The 17,994-nt window shown below is 31.6% G+C and carries 16 protein-coding genes, 1 tRNA gene and 1 pseudogene; 3 read left to right on the top strand and 15 right to left on the bottom strand.

Features of this window, described 5'->3' with window-relative positions:
• The 11 genes from RBH29_RS15860 to RBH29_RS15810 all read right to left on the bottom strand — a co-directional run.
• Positions 1–904, bottom strand: a 904-nt coding sequence (locus tag RBH29_RS15860) for a hypothetical protein (RefSeq protein WP_306697971.1), incomplete at its 3' end; no start/stop codon positions are given.
• Positions 894–1,418, bottom strand: coding sequence for an RNA polymerase sigma factor (locus tag RBH29_RS15855; RefSeq protein ID WP_306697970.1), 525 nt, complete (start codon positions 1,416–1,418; stop codon positions 894–896). The genes RBH29_RS15855 and RBH29_RS15860, both read right to left, overlap by 11 nt.
• A gap of 366 nt (positions 1,419–1,784) precedes the next feature.
• Positions 1,785–1,910, bottom strand: a complete 126-nt coding sequence (locus RBH29_RS15850; protein ID WP_306697969.1) for a hypothetical protein — start codon at positions 1,908–1,910, stop codon at positions 1,785–1,787.
• 12 nt (positions 1,911–1,922) lie between these two features.
• The gene (gene selB, locus RBH29_RS15845; RefSeq protein ID WP_306697968.1) at positions 1,923–3,845 is read right to left on the bottom strand and encodes a selenocysteine-specific translation elongation factor; all 1,923 of its coding nucleotides are present in this window, start codon (positions 3,843–3,845) and stop codon (positions 1,923–1,925) included.
• A gap of 63 nt (positions 3,846–3,908) precedes the next feature.
• Positions 3,909–5,333: an L-seryl-tRNA(Sec) selenium transferase gene (gene selA, locus RBH29_RS15840; RefSeq protein ID WP_306697967.1), complete on the bottom strand. Its 1,425-nt coding sequence runs from the start codon at positions 5,331–5,333 to the stop codon at positions 3,909–3,911.
• Between the two features lie 175 nt (positions 5,334–5,508).
• A tRNA-Sec gene (locus RBH29_RS15835) sits at positions 5,509–5,605 on the bottom strand.
• Positions 5,606–5,826: 221 nt separating this feature from the next.
• Positions 5,827–7,050, bottom strand: a complete 1,224-nt coding sequence (gene tyrS / locus RBH29_RS15830) for a tyrosine--tRNA ligase (RefSeq protein WP_306697966.1) — start codon at positions 7,048–7,050, stop codon at positions 5,827–5,829.
• A 624-nt stretch (positions 7,051–7,674) separates the two neighbouring features.
• A complete protein-coding gene (locus tag RBH29_RS15825; protein ID WP_306697965.1) occupies positions 7,675–8,127 on the bottom strand; it encodes a hypothetical protein in 453 nt (150 codons plus the stop codon).
• Positions 8,128–8,185: 58 nt separating this feature from the next.
• On the bottom strand, positions 8,186–8,719 hold the full coding sequence (locus tag RBH29_RS15820) for a flavodoxin domain-containing protein (RefSeq protein ID WP_306697964.1): 534 nt from the start codon (positions 8,717–8,719) through the stop codon (positions 8,186–8,188).
• Between the two features lie 64 nt (positions 8,720–8,783).
• Positions 8,784–9,173 carry a hypothetical protein gene (locus RBH29_RS15815; RefSeq protein ID WP_306697963.1) on the bottom strand — a complete coding sequence of 130 codons (390 nt, stop codon included), beginning with the start codon at positions 9,171–9,173 and terminating at the stop codon, positions 8,784–8,786.
• A 174-nt stretch (positions 9,174–9,347) separates the two neighbouring features.
• Positions 9,348–9,974: a helix-turn-helix domain-containing protein gene (locus tag RBH29_RS15810; RefSeq protein WP_306697962.1), complete on the bottom strand. Its 627-nt coding sequence runs from the start codon at positions 9,972–9,974 to the stop codon at positions 9,348–9,350.
• Positions 9,975–10,949: 975 nt separating this feature from the next.
• Between RBH29_RS15810 and RBH29_RS15805 the strand changes: the two genes are divergently transcribed.
• On the top strand, positions 10,950–11,807 hold the full coding sequence (locus RBH29_RS15805) for a cohesin domain-containing protein (RefSeq protein ID WP_306697961.1): 858 nt from the start codon (positions 10,950–10,952) through the stop codon (positions 11,805–11,807).
• Between the two features lie 108 nt (positions 11,808–11,915).
• Here RBH29_RS15805 and RBH29_RS15800 read toward each other — a convergent pair whose 3' ends face one another.
• The 3 genes and pseudogenes from RBH29_RS15800 to RBH29_RS17895 all read right to left on the bottom strand — a co-directional run bounded on the left by RBH29_RS15800 (position 11,916) and on the right by RBH29_RS17895 (position 14,738).
• On the bottom strand, positions 11,916–12,773 hold the full coding sequence (locus tag RBH29_RS15800; RefSeq protein WP_306697958.1) for an AraC family transcriptional regulator: 858 nt from the start codon (positions 12,771–12,773) through the stop codon (positions 11,916–11,918).
• A gap of 247 nt (positions 12,774–13,020) precedes the next feature.
• Complete coding sequence (locus RBH29_RS15795; RefSeq protein ID WP_306697957.1) at positions 13,021–13,221, bottom strand: SDR family oxidoreductase; 201 nt, start codon at positions 13,219–13,221, stop codon at positions 13,021–13,023.
• Positions 13,222–13,696: 475 nt separating this feature from the next.
• A pseudogene (locus RBH29_RS17895) lies at positions 13,697–14,738 on the bottom strand (YheC/YheD family endospore coat-associated protein).
• A 270-nt stretch (positions 14,739–15,008) separates the two neighbouring features.
• Between RBH29_RS17895 and RBH29_RS15780 the strand changes: the two are divergent.
• Positions 15,009–15,206, top strand: a complete 198-nt coding sequence (locus tag RBH29_RS15780; protein WP_306697953.1) for a hypothetical protein — start codon at positions 15,009–15,011, stop codon at positions 15,204–15,206.
• Between the two features lie 399 nt (positions 15,207–15,605).
• Here the strand turns inward: RBH29_RS15780 and RBH29_RS15775 are convergent, their stop codons facing one another.
• On the bottom strand, positions 15,606–17,438 hold the full coding sequence (locus RBH29_RS15775) for a leucine-rich repeat domain-containing protein (protein WP_306697951.1): 1,833 nt from the start codon (positions 17,436–17,438) through the stop codon (positions 15,606–15,608).
• A gap of 88 nt (positions 17,439–17,526) precedes the next feature.
• Here RBH29_RS15775 and RBH29_RS15770 point away from each other — a divergent pair, with 88 nt between their 5' ends.
• Positions 17,527–17,751: a hypothetical protein gene (locus RBH29_RS15770; RefSeq protein ID WP_306697972.1), complete on the top strand. Its 225-nt coding sequence runs from the start codon at positions 17,527–17,529 to the stop codon at positions 17,749–17,751.
• The last annotated feature ends 243 nt before the right edge of the window (positions 17,752–17,994 follow it).

The raw sequence follows: 17,994 nt of genomic DNA, 5'->3' as shown, positions 1-17,994 counted from the left end.
TTAAGGCAATAAGCTGTTCGAGATTTTCAACAATTCCATCAAAAATTATTATACCATCATAACCTTTTTCATTTCTTCCAGCATACGATTCTTCTCCTGTAAGAATATCTCCATCTTTTGGTTTTAAGAATAGCGATGGTAATACATCAATAAGATGAAATCCATCAGGAGTATCTAATATCTGTTTTGTCTCTTCATTTAATTCAATTTCATATGCTATTTGCGTTTTACCTTTTTCATTCATTATTTTATTAATTTTAAATAATCCATATTTAGTCTTAAAACTTAAGTTTATATTTGAATTACCTTCTTCTAAAAATGATTCATCAATATTTAATGGAAATGTATATACTTTATCACAATCAGTTAGTTTATCGCCAGATGATTCCTGTAAATGAATCTTTGTATAGTCAAATAACGAATATACCTTTAAAAAAATTTTTTCTTCTAAAATATCATTTTTTATATCTAATTGCAATGCACCTGAATTATTAACAGGATGTATATGCCTGCCTCCAGCTCCAGTATCTATAAAATTGTAATTTTCATCCAATAGTTTATAATTTCTCGGTATAAAATTTCCAGTCTCAACAGTGTATGAAATTAGAAGCATATCTTCTTCCCATATAACATTATCAAATTTTATCCTGTTTGTACCATCATCATAAACTTCGTTTAAAGGAATGGTTCGTCCTTTTTCATTAGCAATTCTTATACCCCGTTGCCAACTTCCTTCATAGATCCCAATACTATAAGCAGATATAGGTATAAGAAGTGCAAAAGCTACTAACATAATTGTGGCCATTTTTGTCCTTCTTTTCCTAATTGATTTGTGCAAGTATAAACGTTCACTTACTCTCTCCATCATTCCATCAGGAATTTGTTCATCATAATTATGTTTCATTATAAAAAAACCTCCCATACTTTAATTTTCTTGTTACTCTATTTAAACGTGATTTAATAGTCCCCTCCGGAATTCCAAGAATATGTGCAATTTCCTCCAATTTAAAGTCTTTTAAATATCGCAAAATTAGCACATCTCTTTCATTTTTATTTAAGAATTGTAAAATATCATCCACCAATATGCTATTGTTGGTGTTTTTCGCTATATCTGTAGATGTTAACTCATGTAAATTAGGTATAAATTCAGTTTCACGGCATACCTTTTTATATTGCTTCCGGCTTATATTTACCAGTATTGATATGTACCATACGTAGAACTTCTCGGGATTCTTCAGTTGCTTTATCCTGTCAAAAGCACGTATAGAAGCCTCACTGATACAATCTTCTGCATCATAACTGTTTTTTGTGTACGTTCTTGCTATACGATAGATGGTATCCTGTTTTTGTGTCAGTAGTTGTATAAAACTCGTCATATCTCCTGATTGACTTGCATGAACTAGTTCATTTATGTCCATCTTTTCACCTCCTCACTAATAAGATACTTTAAACTAGATTAACGTTCCATGTTTTTAATTTTTATATATACTCCACAAAACCAGTCTTTCTCTCACTAGTGACATTATTTCATATAGATTTTTTTTATGTGGCTAACATTGAATATAATTTTGCACATACTTAAATATAGTTAGTTTATAAAGTAACTATATTTAAGTATGTTTTGATAATTATATCATTATGTTGATTGTTAATTTATCCAGAAAGTATATAGGAATGCAAAAAAAATATACTACTGTAGCGTTATTTATGTATATGATTACTCCGATATTCCGAGCAACAAATTCTTGTCTAACTATTCTAAGAGTGAACTCGTTTAGCTAAAGCTAAACAAGTTCAATAGCACCTAAGGAAAGAAAAATTAAAAAGTTAAGAATTTTTCCTGATACATTCTCAATTAATTTAACTTTATCTATCAACTGATTTTTTATACCATAGGTCATAAACACCATTCAAAATTCAATTCAAGAACCGTCCCCTGTTTGAAACTTGGGACCTGCTGTTCTGTCATTGCCATCTCTTTTAGTTATAAGCTGGCTATCAAAGTATTCAAGATAAATTATAGCCACTTTACGACTCGTCCCTAAAGCATCTCTTAATCCTGCCGCAGTGACACTGCCCTGACTCTCAATCATCTTTCTAACTTTTTGATATGCTTTTAAAAGCACCTCTTTACTTACAAAAAAACCATCCTCTAGTTCTTTTATTAAAGAAACAGACATTAAAAAGTTAAGAATTTCGTCTAATACATTTTCATTTAGTTTAACTTTATCTATCAACTGCTTTTTTTTATGAACCTTATATTCTTCATCTAAAAAAGCCTTTTTTACTCGCAATACTTTCTCCATAGATAAAATATCATTAATTCTTTTCTCATTCCCCATAGCCATCATATTGCCTTTGATTTTAAGCTTCCCTTCTCGCACCATAATTTTAATTAAGCCAGTAAAATCTTTTGCAGACAATAATGGAAACACTCTAGTTTTTATTTCTTCTCTTAATACAAGATATCGATAAGGATACTTTTTATAGAGCTTTTGAAATTCTCTTTCAATATTCTCTAAAGCCTCATTATAAAACTTTTCCCTTACATAGCAATCAGAATCTTCTATATAACGTACTTTCCCTTCTAAAAGCATATCATCTAATATTTTTTTAATATTTATCCTGTCTATCATTGTCTCATAATAAAGATTATCAACATTAAAAAATCCAGTAAAAACCTTCATTACGCTCTCTATTAGAACCTTTTCATCCCCCTCATCAGAAATACGCAATAAATTTATAGAAGCCTCATCAAATCTTTTGCGATTTTTAGTTCTGTGAAAAAGAATCTTACCTCCACCTATAGTCCTTACAGGAGAATAGGATCTCAATATAAATCGATCCCCTCTTAAAGCAACAATCGGTTCTTCTAGCCTTAACTGAACATAGCCCCTTTTAGACGGTTCTATCCTGTCACCACCAATAAGCCGCACTCTTGCCAGCACTGAAGATGTTCCTATATGTAAATGAACTCGTTGATTGTGAGAAAGTCCTTCACTGCCATAAACCATTTGAACAGCTGCATCAACAAGTATAACCTTTGAAAGAATACCTTTTTGAGCAACCACTGTTCCACGTTTTATATCTTCCTTTTCAATTCCTGCAAGATTTAGTGCACACCTATCTCCAGCAACAGCCTCTTCAACATTTGTGTTTCTCACCTGAATATTTCGCACCTTTGAAGACAACCCTTCCGGCAATAAATCTACCATATCTCCTTTTTGTACAAAACCTCCAAAAACAGTTCCTGTAACAACAGTTCCATAACCTGTCATGGTAAATACCCTGTCCAATGGTAATCTAAATAAGGCTTGTCTATACTCCTTTGATATAGTATTTGCCAACTCATCTATCTTATTTGTAAGCTCATCAATTCCATTTTTAGTAACAGATGAAACTGGAAAAATTTCAACATTCTCAAGTGAAGTCCCCTTTAAAGCCTGTTTAATTTCATCTTTTCTGACTTTAATCATTTCATCATCCACTAGGTCAGACTTAGTTAGAGCTACAATTCCTGATTTGATTTGAAGTACCGATAAAATATCAATATGTTCAGAAGTCTGTGGCATTATCCCTTCATCAGCTGCAATAGCAAGCAGAACAAAATCTATCCCCGTAACACCTGCAACCATATTTTTAATAAACTTCTCGTGCCCCGGTACATCAACTATAGAGACTGTATTTTTTGAAGGAAGCTTAAATGAAGCAAAGCCAAGTTCTATGGTCATTCCTCTCTCTTTTTCCTCTGTCAGCCTGTCGGTATCTGTTCCGGTAAGTCTTTTTACCAATGCAGTTTTTCCATGATCAATATGACCTGCTGTTCCTATCGTAATGTGTTTCATTTTAAGAATCATTCCTTTCTAGAGTCACAAAATTCAATTCAAGAACCGTCCCCACTTTCACTTTCACAATGCTTTTCTTAATGAGGTGGCAACTATGTTGAATTCCCCTTCTTTTAAAGTTCTCACATGAAAAATAAGTCTGTTCTCTAAAATACGGCAAACGATAGGTATTTCGCCCCTTCGCAATCTATCACGAATGTTATCAGGCGTATCTTTAAACGGTGTAATCGCAACTGCCTTTCCATCAAAAACAGTCCCTGGCAAAGAGCCACCTCCAGCTTCTTCTTCTACATCAATAATATCAATATCGCACAATTTGCCTATTTCCTGACTCAAAACTTTTGCCAATTCCTGTGCCTTCTTTTCTAAGCTCTCTTTTTTTTGTGAAAGCATAGATAAAGCTGGAATGTTCATCATTTCTGATTCTGAAAGAGAATACATCTTAAGTACAGCACTTATTGCAGCTATTGTCATTTTATCACATCGCACCATTCTTGTTAGTGGGTTCTTTTTTATTTTCTCAATATATTGCTTTTTCCCAATAATAAGTCCTGCCTGGGGTCCTCCTAATAGCTTGTCCCCACTAAAAGTAACTAAATCAGCTCCTTCTTTAAGACAATCTACAGGAGACCTTTCATGTGTAACATCAAACATAGAAAGATTAATCAGACACCCACTCCCAAGATCTTCCACGCGTATTATGTCATCTCTATTTTGTGCTATTTTAATTTCATTTAGTGTAACTGAAGAGCTAAAACCAGTTATTCGATAATTACTTGTATGTACCTTTAGAAGCATAGCAGTATTCTCATTTATTGCATTTTCATAGTCCCACGCGTGGGTTTTATTAGTAGCTCCAACTTCTACCATAGAGCACCCACTCTGCCTTATAATATCAGGCACACGAAACTGCCCCCCAATTTCCACTTGCTCACCTCTAGAAACTACTACTTCCCTATCCTTTGCAAAAGTATTTAAACACAAAAATACAGCTGCTGCATTATTATTTACAATAACCCCTGCTTCAGCACCTGTTAACCTGCAAAGTTCCCCTTCAATATAATTATACCTTGAGCCTCTACTTCCCTTTTCTAAATCATATTCCAAATTACAATAGCCAGAGGAAGTCTCAACTACTTTTTGCAAAGCTTTCTCTGGAACAGGTGCACGACCTAAATTTGTATGAAGTACAATACCAGTGGCATTTATCACTTTCCTAAGAGTATGTAACTTATGAGTCTTTAAACTCTTTATTAATTTATCTATAATGTGTTTACGCACATCTTTTGTAGTTTCAATAAAATTGTCAATACAATAATTTTCCTCTTTTCTTATAGCGGTTTTAACCTTATCTAAAATTCCTCTTAACTTTTCTAATACAAAGGATCTACCATATGTATTTAAAAATTCTGAAAGCTCTTTCTCCTCAAGAAAATCATTCACTGGAGGAATTCCACGCAATAAATTTAGTTCTTTATTTTTATCCAAAACATTCCCTCCTACAATAATTTTTGGCTACAAACACCATTTTAATTCCTTTAAAGGATGTGAAAAATGGCTGGAAACAACTTCCCAGCCATTCTTAAAAAATATATCAGGTAGATACTTTAAACAAATTACCAAACTCTACCCTTATAAGTCTTAGAACCCACTTTTAAAAATTTGGCGGGAACGTGTAGGAGTTGAACCTACCTCGGTTGGTCCTACCACCCGACAGCGGATTTGAAGTCCGTGAAACCCACCAGAGTTTATCCGTTCCCATAAATTTGACATTTCCCTAGTCCTTATATACCCAACCATTAAATCTTCTAACAACTAAATATATTTTTAAAGGCCTGGCCGATTTAAAAAACAAACCAGGCCTATTAAAACTATTTAATTACTAAGGAATGCCGCCAGCCATTCTTTCCAAACATTTCCTGCCAGTGCTGTTGAAGGCTTTAATGTAGCTCCTCCTTAAATTGTACAGACCTCATCTATGCTACTTCATAATAGCCTTATGATAAGTCTTTTTACCTTTACGTATTTTTACACCATCTTTTAATTGTTCTAAAGTAATTTCATTATCAATAGATTCAACTTTAACATCATCAATTTTTACTCCACCCTGTTGAACTAAACGTCTTGCTTCACTCTTAGAAGCCGTCAAACCACATGCCGTCATTAAATCTAAAATCCCTATAGAACCATCACTTAATTTTTCAAGTGGAATTTCAGTAGTTGGCATATCAGAGTCATCCTTGCCACCTGCAAAAAGGGCATGGGAAGCCTTTTTTGCCTTTTTTGCTTCTTCTTCGCTATGAACTAGGTTTGTTAATTCATATGCTAAAATTTCCTTTGCTTCATTTAGTTGACTTCCCTCCCACTTGTCCATTTCTTCAATCTGTTCAAGCGGCAAGAAGGTAAGCATACGTATACACTTAAGAACATCGGCATCACTGACATTTCTCCAATATTGGAAAAATTCAAAAGGCGAAGTTTTGTTAGGATCAAGCCAAATAGCTCCTTTACCAGTCTTACCCATTTTATTACCCTCTGAATTCATTAATAATGTAATTGTCATGGCATGGGCTTCTTTACCTAACTTACGGCGAATAAGCTCTTTTCCACCTAGCATATTAGACCATTGGTCATCGCCACCAAATTGTAAATTACACCCATATTTTTTATACAGGTAATAAAAATCATAGGACTGCATAATCATATAGTTTAATTCTAAAAAGGACAGACCTTTTTCAAGTCTTTGTTTATAACATTCTGCCCTTAACATATTATTTACAGAAAAATGCACTCCAACTTCACGAAGTACCTCAACATAATTTAAATCTAACAGCCAGTCTGCATTATTAACCATAATTGCCTTGTCGTCACCAAACTCAATAAACTTCTCCATCTGCTTTTTAAAACACTCACAGTTATTCTGTATTATTTCAGCTGTCATCATTGAACGCAAATCTGTTCGTCCAGACGGGTCACCGATATGTCCAGTACCGCCCCCTAAAAGAACCACTGGTTTATTACCTGCCATTTGAAGTCTCTTCATAAGGCACAATGCCATAAAATGACCAACATGCAAAGAATCTGCCGTTGGATCAAATCCAATATAAAATATTCCTTTGCCGTTATTTATAAGTTCTTTAATTTCTTCTTCATCAGTAACCTGAGCTATTAATCCACGGGCTACTAATTCTTCATAAATCTTCATTATAACAACTCCTCTTATTAAAAATACTCTAAATAAAAATGACCCCTACTCTTTATTAGAATAAAGAATAAAAGTTAATATATCTACATTATAACTTTTAATAGTTAAACTTAATTAAATTTTAGCCTTAAATGCAATAAAAGTAAAGACATAAATCAGAATTCAAGGCGGGGACGGTTCTTGAATTGAATTTTTCTCAATCTTTTGATTAACTCTAATCTAAACTCTTTGTCTTTACCCATATCTTCAAAGGTTTTACCTCTAATCTCAAGTTCCCTTTGAACTAGTCGATGAGCCGTTTCAAAAGAATCAATATATTCAGTATTATTTTCTTAGAAATAAAAACATGTCTTCTTCAATATCTAGAATCTTGTACGTTGGTTCAAACTGCAAAACATAGTTTCGATAATCAATGGACGATGTTTTCTTTTGATTTGAAATTAGGGATAAGACACGGTCATTTTCAACAAAATTATCTTTTTCTTTATTATTTTATTCTTATAATTAAAATAATGCACATAACTTACATTAATACTTTTCATTATCTTTGAAATATCATTTCCGTTGTCGTTAAACATATCAAATTCCAAAATTCAATTTGAGAACCGTCCCCTTATTTCCAAGTCAATCCCAATAGTTAAAGATTATCTGACCTACCGTTTCAGGCTTCCAGTAAGCAAGCTGTTCTAATTCCGCAATGTTTAATTCTGTTTTCTTTATCAAATTTTCATCAACACTAACGTGTAAATCTGCTAGACCAAGTACTTTATAAAAAAGAGAAAATTGTTCACTAATAAAAGGCTTGTCTATAAACTTAATGTTTCCAAATCCAATGCTTGATGAAAAGGCAATATATGGATGATGCCCATTAAGCAATATATAGAACTGTTCACCTAAAATCTCAACTTGAGCATAATAAAATTTTCTAGGATATTTAGGTTCATTAAAATCTATTACTTTTCCTTCGTTATGTATTGCAATATGGTAGCATAATTGCTTGAACTGTTTTCCATCTACACTTAGAGGCTCATTTGTTTCTGAACTAAAAAAACCAGCTATTCCATTAGGAAGCTTCATTCTGTATTCCCCCCTGCATTAAGTAGTAAAAAAGATTAATTTATCGCTTTTTATGCAATTAAATCAATTGATTTATGTAGTCTACCATAGGCTTTATATATTCTCTACTAGAATTATCATAAGATTTTGAAATTGCATTTCGAGTTCCCTCTTCTATTTTGGATTTGTTATTTTTTAAGTCAAGAATTTTACTGTATGTTTTCATAATTGCCTTGTCAACCATTCCCATTCGTTCATAATTTACTCCACTTTGAAAATAATAAAATTTATTAATGTTTTCAAGCTCTTCATCTGTAAAATTGTCTTTTTTTATTTTTGTTACAACTTTTTCAATGCAAGGTGTTCCTCCTGTCGCAAAGACAATAATCTTTTTATCTGCTAAATTTAATACGTTCTTTTTAAATTTATTCAATCCTTGTATACGCCCAGCATGCATACCAGCACCATAAATAATGATATTATAAGAATTAATATCTTCATCCTTAATTTTTTCTAAGGGTATTGTCTTACAAGTAACCTCTTTTGAAATCCACTCTGCATATTTTTTTGTAAATCCTGTTTTTGTCCTGTATATTAATAAAATTGGTTTCATATTATTCTCTTAATTCTCCTTTTTTTAGGCAACAGCCTATTAGCCATTTAAGTCTCTTAAATTTTTACCCCATACAACTTGCAAACATAAGAAAAAAAACAAATACTACTATAGGAACAAACACAGAAAACAATATCAAAGATTTCCCTTCATCATCTTCTCCACGTGCAATATAAATACACCCTAAGATTATCCCAATGATGGGCACAAAAAAAGAAACAACATACATCCAACATCCGATGTCACTGCCACTTGAAGTAGTGTAATAAGAATCTCCTGAATATACAGATAATCTGCCACTACACTGTTCACACATTTCTGCTTTATGAGAATACAGTAAACCACACTTAGTGCAAATCTTTTTATATGTGTTCTCTTTTAAAGAAGTTGAACATTTCCAACAATCATTTCTACCATTTCCATTTAACTCTCCGCATTTAGAACATGTTTTCAATGCTAAGCCCCCTTAAATAAAATAATATGCTGATTTTTTCTCTTACATTAAACTTTGTTGCCATTTTAATATATTTGCCTGCTTATGTCAAATTTCCAAAATTATCTACCCCACTCTTTCAGGCTTCCAGCAAGCTGTTACAATTCACAACTGCTTAATTCTGAATTCTTTATCTTATTCTAAGGCTTCAGGTGAATTTCGATGTTTATTTGCCTTAATAGTTAAAAAAATCAGTATACCAAGTGCAATTGTCATAATCCAAGCAACTATATTTCTTATTGTTAAACCACCTTGATAAAACTTTTTGTAAAAAACCCACCAAAAACATATTGTGGCTGCAAATCTAAAATAGATTGAAATCAAAATATATACTGCCCAACCACACCATAAAGCTGTGTGTTTTTTGACAAATAAGCTAATAAGTCCAGTAATGAAAAATGGCAAAGGTAAAACCAGTGCTGAAAAAAATTCTCCAAACACAAAAAGTAAAATAGAAAATAGAAATCCAATCCCTATCAATCCCAGTCCTACAATTTTTCTAATTTCTAATCCTTGAATTTGTCCACGATCCAATATGTCTTTTGATTTTTTATTGACTACTTCTGTACTCCCTTGAACTAATTCATCAATTGAGATATTAAATAGCTTGCTCATTTTCAACAGCCTTTCAAGTTCAGGAACAGATAAATTTGTTTCCCATTTTGAAATTGACTGTCTTGAGACATTTAAAGCATTAGCTAAGTCTTCTTGTGACATATTAGCTTTAGTCCTTAGTTCTAAAATTGTTGCTCCAAGGTTCATTGAATCACTCCCTTAAATTATATTATAAATGATATAATTTAATATTAATACTATACGAAAGAATACTCAATCAATTTTACTTTACTCTTTAGCAACTGGCAGTTGCACCTTATAAAACTTTAGTTATTAGTTGGTTTTGCAAAAAATTCTCCTCCACCAATGTTTCGCTCCTATACATAATGAGGATAACGATAAGTATGATTTTTCGCTTAGTAAAATTTTGTTGTGGCAGTGTTCCTACTATATTTAATTCACCCTTCTAAATACATCTGTATCATAGCTCTTACCTTAAATTAGCTTTTTGAGGTACTATGGCTAAATTTGAAAAAGTTCCAAGTATAACAGAAGAAATACATGCAAGTAATATTAATAATACAGAACTCATTTCTCTAAACATGTAAAAAAATAAGCATTTAAAATAACTAAAAGTGATCTAGAAGCTAGACCTTTGCATGTTTCTAGGCAAAATAGGATTGAATCTCACTTTTTAACTGGCTTTATTTCATTAGTTATTTCTAGAATTATTCAACATAGGCTAAAAAACGAGTATTGTGTACCCAAAATACTTGAAAGTCTAAGGAAAATATCTTGCTAACATAACAAAGAAAACATTTACTTGTTTGATTATCGTGATGATGTAACAGATGCACTAGGAAACGCATTAGGAATTGATTTCACCAGAAAAAACATGAGACTAAGAGAAATAGTTTTCGAAAACCCTACCTAATATTCATCTATACTCTACCATATACAGATTCGCTATTCAATTCAAGAACCGTCCCCAACTTGCAACTTTGAACTCATAACTCATTATTGAAACAATTTCATATATATGATAAAATAAAACAAAAAGTACGGTTTGCGCATGCCTATATATTTAAATCTCAGTATCTAGATTATAAATAAGCAATAATTCTATGCACAAATATCTTAGTTTTTGTATTTTTTTAAAATTTAAAAAAGGAGCTGAAAATGATGAAAAAAGTAAAAATTAATGTTTGCATTATTTGTGCAATTATAATGTTATTTGCAACAGTTAATGTTTATGGGGATAGGCTTCTAGAAAACCCCAAAAGTATAGTTCCTAGTATTGAAGATGTTTCTACAAGTGTAGGAGAAATTTTAACACTAAGTCTTGATATTTCAAATGTTTCTTCAAATGGTCTATCAGAATGTAATTTAAAAGTTGCTTTTGATGGAGAATGCTTAGAAATATTAGATATAAAACCTGGAGAAATAATAGAGAATAAAGACAATTTTGAAGCTATTGTAGATAATGAAAAAAGTACAATAAATTTTTCTTTTAAAGATTCTTCGAAAGGCGATGAATTACTAAAATTAGACGGTGAGTTTGCACAGATTACTGTAAAAATTAAGCCTACGGCAAAAAAGAATTTTAGTGTTTTTAGGTTGACAGGGCTTAGTCTCTCAATATATGAAGAAGGAGACCATTTTGATTTCTTTGGTGCCTTTTGGTCCTCCGTATCAGCACCTAAAATTGGAGAAATATCAGTTAAAGACATAAGTGGTATACTTGGTGATTTAAACGGTTATGGATTGGTAGATTCAAATGATTATGTAATACTAAGAAAATATATTTTAGGAATAGAAGATATACCTGTCGCTAATTCATTAGATGTTGCTGATTTAAATTTAGATGGCTCAATTACTTCAATAGATCTTAGTATTTTAAAAAGATATTTATTAGGAATTGTAAAAGAGCTCCCCTTAAAGAATGTATGCAAAAAACCTATATTGGAAAGACCGATAGAGGAGGCATATATTATTATAGAGGGAGAACCACCCTTAAAGGATGAAACTAAGGAAGAGTGAATTCTTTCACCTAACGCTAAACAACTACAATTAAGGTATAATTATAAGACACCCCCTTACGATAAGGTAGTGTCTTATAATTTTTATACAATACATATACTTTGAAAATTATTTTTTGTTGACAGGAATCCAGATTTCGCTGTAATAGTTTTCATCTTGATTGCCTTTTGGATAATTAGCTATGTTGGTATACATTTCAATATTATAACCAGCTACAATCTCATAATCTTTACAGTTTGGCAACCATTCTGAGAAGATTTTTTGATTTACATCTTGCAAAGATTTTGGCATCGGACCTTTGCAGGCAAAAACAGCCCAAGTGTGTTTTGGAATAGTCCTTGTAACAAATCCATCAGGAATTTCTTTAGAAGAAGTATAGTCATCGGCAATTAAATATTCAAATTCATCTGTTCCCATGCTTTCATCTATGCACAATCCGTACATCCCGCATACAATTTCACCTTTTCCCTTTTGATAGTGCTCTGTCCAAAAGGGTGGAATTTCTTCCTTTGCATTATCGTACTTGAACATCTTTGATACACCCATAACTGTAAAGGCTTCTTTCTCAATAATTTTGTAATCCATAATATAACCACCTTTCAATGAAAATTTAATTTTTAGTGGAGCATAAGATTTAACCATTGCCTCATCTCTTCGAACAGCAGTAGGTGTGACACCATGAAAACGGGTAAAAGCTTTTGTGAAACTATCTGGTGAATCATAACCATATTTCAATGCAATATCAATGATTTTTTCATCAGAAGATACAATCTCACTGCCGGCAATTGTGAGCCTTCGTTGTCTGATGTACTCTCCAACTGTAAAACCACAGAGCAACGCAAATCCCTTTTGAAAATAAAATGGAGACACTAATGCCTGTTTTGCAATATCCTCTATTGCAAGTTCTTCAGTGATATTGTCCTCAATATAGCTGATAGCTTCACCAATAGCTTCAATCCATCCCATATAATCATTCCCTTCTGCTACTTATATCTTATTACTTTCAAGGCAGTTACTCCCGACATTTTGTGCTTTGATTTGTCTAAATCTTCTTCTAAATCTTTAAATAAATATTAAATATGTAAATAGTACAGAAAAAATAGTACTTAAACAAATGAATGAAAATGACATTGTAATACCACAACAAGCCATTTGGAATTCTTCTTATATTCCAAGTTTTCTCTCAAGTATTCTTATCGTTTCTCTGAGTTGATTAAAATGGTTTCGAATTAGCAAAGATCCCAGCACAATTCGCAAGCTCATCAATTCTCCCTGATGTCTCATCAACTTGATTTATTACCGATGCTACTTGTTCCTCATCTGTTACATCAAGCAAATAATGTGTATATTTTTCATGCTTTATTGAAGAAGGCATTATATCAATCCCAAAAACCACCGCTTCAATATTGAGCAAAGCTTATGCACATGCTTTTCCAATGCCTGAATATGCTCCCAAAATAATGAAAACCTTATCCCTAAAATTCATTTAATTCATCCCCATAACTATCATTTAGAATTATTGTATCATACATTAATTGCAACATACGATTAATATGTAATATTTTTTAGTTAACCCTATTTCATGCAAAACCACTCCCAATTTCATATTGAAAATATCCAATAACTACAGTTATATAAGTTAATACGTATTGAGCTTATCAATTGAGCTAAAAGCTATGTCAGCTGTTTCTTTGAAGTATTCTATTTATTTAATTTAAAACCAAAACTCATTCTTTCATCAGAACTAAAAGTTTATGATTTTCTTAATATTATCATAGATTCCCTGATTAATCCATTAGATTCTTTAGGATGGGTGCATTGAATTGAATGAAACATTGTGAAGCAAGTTGTTGTGCTTGTTAATGGAACGTAGAAAGAAAGAGCAATCTTCATATATTCTCCTTTTGCAGGTGAAAATAACAAGCATATTGAATAGGAGTTGTAAAAAAATCCTCTACAATTTGTGTACTGAAAGCTTCTCGGAAAAAACCTTTCGTAGGTTTACCATTGACTTCGAATATCCACAAATTAGCTTTATCATCTAAACCAAAATCTATTCCTATTTCTCCTAAGTGACCAAGCTTAGTTTCAAGAAATTCTGCCGTTTTTATACTTAAGTCATTGATTTTTGCCATTATACTCAAAGAATTTAGGTTAAGCTGAGTCAAAATTTCTTCTGTCCTACTTATTTTATGACAAATATTAGTGGTATATGTGTGCTTATGAGCAACTCGGCTTACAGTTCCTGCAAGATTCCATTTGCCTAGTATATTTTTTTGTACCAAAGCACGTATATCAAAAACACAACCATCTAGGCTTAACAGCTGAATTTTTTTGACAAATGTATTTTTTACCACTAATCATTTGATTAATTTTATTGATAAAATCCACCTTATTCTCAAAAATAAAAATAGGTTTAATAGAATTTGTACTTATACAGAACTTTTTATCTTTATTTAATGTTACAAAAAGAATATTTTTCCCATAATGACCTTTACAAGGCTTCACTATCAATTCTTTTTCTAATTCTAGTTGACTAATCAAATTAAGACTGCTACATAGATATGTTTGAGGTAGAAGATTTTTAAATTGCGTATTTTTTAGAATATTGTAAATATCCCACTTGTCAAATCTGGTAATGCAGTTAAATACTCTTCCCTTACCAATTATACTTTCTAGTTTTTTTATGGTTCTTTTATTACTAGAATAACATCGATTATACACAACTGTTGGATAAGGAAATTCTCCTATTTGCCAATTGTCTTCTTTTAGCGTAAATCCAACTATTTTTTGTTTTGACCATTTAATATCATTTAAAGAAAAAGAAAAGAGACAAACATTTGGAATGTTAAATAAAAAATATTTTTTTGATACTCTTAATCTGCTACTACTAACAAGAAGCCCTATATATATTTTCTGCCCTTTTTTCATTGTTTTGTCCATAAACATCACCTAGTTTAATGTGCACCACCGTCTAAACTCTATTACTTAATAGCTTACACTGTTTTTTATATATTATGTTATTTAACATGAGATGTGAACAACATTTAGGCATAACTAGCAAACAGCGCCATAGAAGATGTATTCTTAGTTTTTGCATCACTTTATTCCACACCAGCATATTATATAGTAACACTGTAATCTTGTATTAGTGAGCTTTTGAAAAACATTGTTTTATCTATATGGAAAGGAGCGGTCAATATGGGGATTCGTGAAGGTTGTAGTGCTGGTTTTTGGGGAAGACCAATAAATCTAAATAATTGGAATCAAACGGCTTTTAATATTGATGATATATTTAATACTATCTTTGAGAGAAATGTTTTTGATTCCCCTATAACATTATTGCAAGCAATTAATCCTCAAACACCAATAACTCTATTAAAACAATTAGCTAGGTAAGCAACAGCAGCACTGCTTAATGCATCACACCCCAATGTTCATTACGATTTAACTACAAATAAAGTTATTGAATTGTTTCAAGAGGCTTTTGATAGCGGTAATCCTGCTATTTTTGAGGAAATCAAAGATGATTTCGAAGCACTTAACACACAGTTTTGTCCACTTTAGACTAACGCTTTAAGTAAAAATATCCAACAAAAAAGGGCTTGTGCACAAGCATTTAAATAAATCGCTTTGCACAGCTCTTTTTTAAGTTTCTATTTTAAATGTTGATGGAGATTAATCTGAGTGAAAACAAATGCTTCCCCACCCTTTTCATCGATGCAATATGAGTTTCTTGGAGCATATCAATTTATAAACACCAGTAAACAATAATGCCAATAAAGTCTGCATTATTGTTTATTCAACGACCCAAACCTCATACCTCCTACTACCTACTGTAAAGTCCAATTCCGGCTTGTGAACTGCATTTGGTGTTTGGGAATTATTGATTTCATTATCAATCAAACTCAAAATGCCCAAATTGTCAAGATTGCTAAGTGCTGATATTTCATTTATTTCATTGCTATTCATCTGTAAAAGACCTAAATCAGTAAGATTCCCAAGAACTGATATATCTTTTATTTTATTATTATTTAATTTCAAAATATTCAAATTAATAAGATTGCTAAGTACAGGTATCTCTTTTATTTCATTATTGTCTAAATCTAATCTTGTTAAATTAGTAAGCTCACTAAGTGCAGATATGTCTCTTATTTCATTATCATTTAAAGACACTCTTATTAAATTGGTAAGCTCACTAAGTGCAAATATGTCTCTTATTTCATTATTATTTAAATACAGCAATTTCAAATTAGTAAGCTCACTAAGTGCAGATATATCTCTTATTTCATTATTATTTAAATTCAGCAATTTCAAATTAGTAAGGTTAGCCAAAGGCAATATATCACTTATTTCATTAAAATATAAATACAACTTAGTTATATTATCAAGTTCACTGAGTCCAGATATGTCGCTTATTTTATTTCTATTTAAATGCAACTCAACCAAATTAGCAAGGTTTTCCAGCGAGGATGTGTCAACTATTTCATTCCAACTTAAATCTAGATAAGTGAGGTTAGTAAGATCACTTACTGCTGATATATCACTTATTCTATTGCTACCTAAATCTAAATATGTAAGGTTATCAAGATTACTTACTGCTGATATATCACTTATTCTATTGCTACCTAAATCTAAATATGTAAGGTTGGTAAGATTACTTACTGGCGATATATCTTCTATTCCACTATTCATTGTCTGTTCAGTTATATCATCAAAGCTACTAACGCTTATTACATTACTTCGCAAATTCAGTGTAGTCAAGTTAGTAAGATTACTCACTGCTGATATATCTTCTATTTCATTACTGCCTAAATCTAACTCAGTCAAATTGGTAAGACTACTTACTTCTGATATATCTTCTATTTCATTACTGCCTAAATCTAACTCAGTCAAATTAGTAAGACTACTTACTTCTGATATATCTTCTATTTCATTTCTACCTAAATCTAACTCAGTCAAATTAGTCAAATTTTTCAGAGCCGATATGTCACTTATCTTATTATCATTTAAATTCAAAAGTTCTAAGTTGACAAAACCATCAAGTCCTGATACATCATTTATTTCGTTAGAACTTAAATTTATATCAGTTATATTATCAACATCTTTAAAGTATATTGCACCATAAGCCTTATCAATACTCTGGCGCACAGCTTCTTCTAAATTCTCACATTCAAATTTGATAATATCCTCTGTTTCTTTAGTCTCTGTCTCAATTATTACTGTTCTAGTTTTATCATTCCAAGCTACAGTAGCCCCTAAAGCTTCACTTATAAACCTTAGAGGAACCATTGTCCTCCCATCTACTATTACTGCTTTAGTATCAAATGTAATAATTTTTCCGTTGACTGTTGCTTTGTTTTCACCTATTTTAAGTTCAATATTCGTATCATAATTATCTACTGAAACAACCTTGTTTTTACCATCCCATCCTACTTCGCAACCTAAATTTTCAGCAATAAATCTTACAGGTATCATTGTACGATTATTTCCATCAATATAAGGCTCCACATCAAAAAAAACCTTTTCTCCATTTACTTCAACATTTACATCAGGTGCATTAGCACTTGTTAAAAATATACTACTGCTACACAAAACCAAAACCATTAGAGTTAATAATAACTTTTTCATAGTATCTCCCCTTTTCAAATAATATTTTTTACCATTATATCAATTAACTCTATTTAGTTCAACCGGGTCTTTGACAGTTTGACAGTTGATGTCCAATGCATCAGAAAGTGAAATTAACTCAATGATGGAAACGGTGGAAGATATGCAAAACACACTTGAACACAACGGTTTTTATATAATTGATGCTGTTAAAAATGACTTCTTGACAAAACTGCTTATGAAAATCAATAGGCTTAAAACAAATATAAAGAAAAAACCATATATAATCCCAGATACCATTGCTGCAAAAAAGCTTCATCGAGGCTTCAGGTAGAGACTCAACTTCACCTGAAGATTTATAAGAGGAACTCCACCTTATAGAATGTAGAGTCTTAGAATAAAATAAATCTAAAATCTTTTTTTAGTTTCTATCCTTTCCGACATTTTGCGCAGACTCATGATTTAAAGTAATTTTTCAATATTCCAAATCATGTACAAAGGAATATTTAGTAAACTTTCATCTCTTTTAAAATTTAAAAGGGATGTTCTGACCAAAACCTTTGACTTGTATTTATCA

It is taken from the genome of Herbivorax alkaliphila, from assembly GCF_030848475.1.
Lineage (GTDB): Bacteria > Bacillota > Clostridia > Acetivibrionales > Acetivibrionaceae > Herbivorax.
The sequence above is the reverse complement of the archived record's forward strand: the minus strand, read 5'-3'. Positions and strand labels throughout refer to the sequence as shown.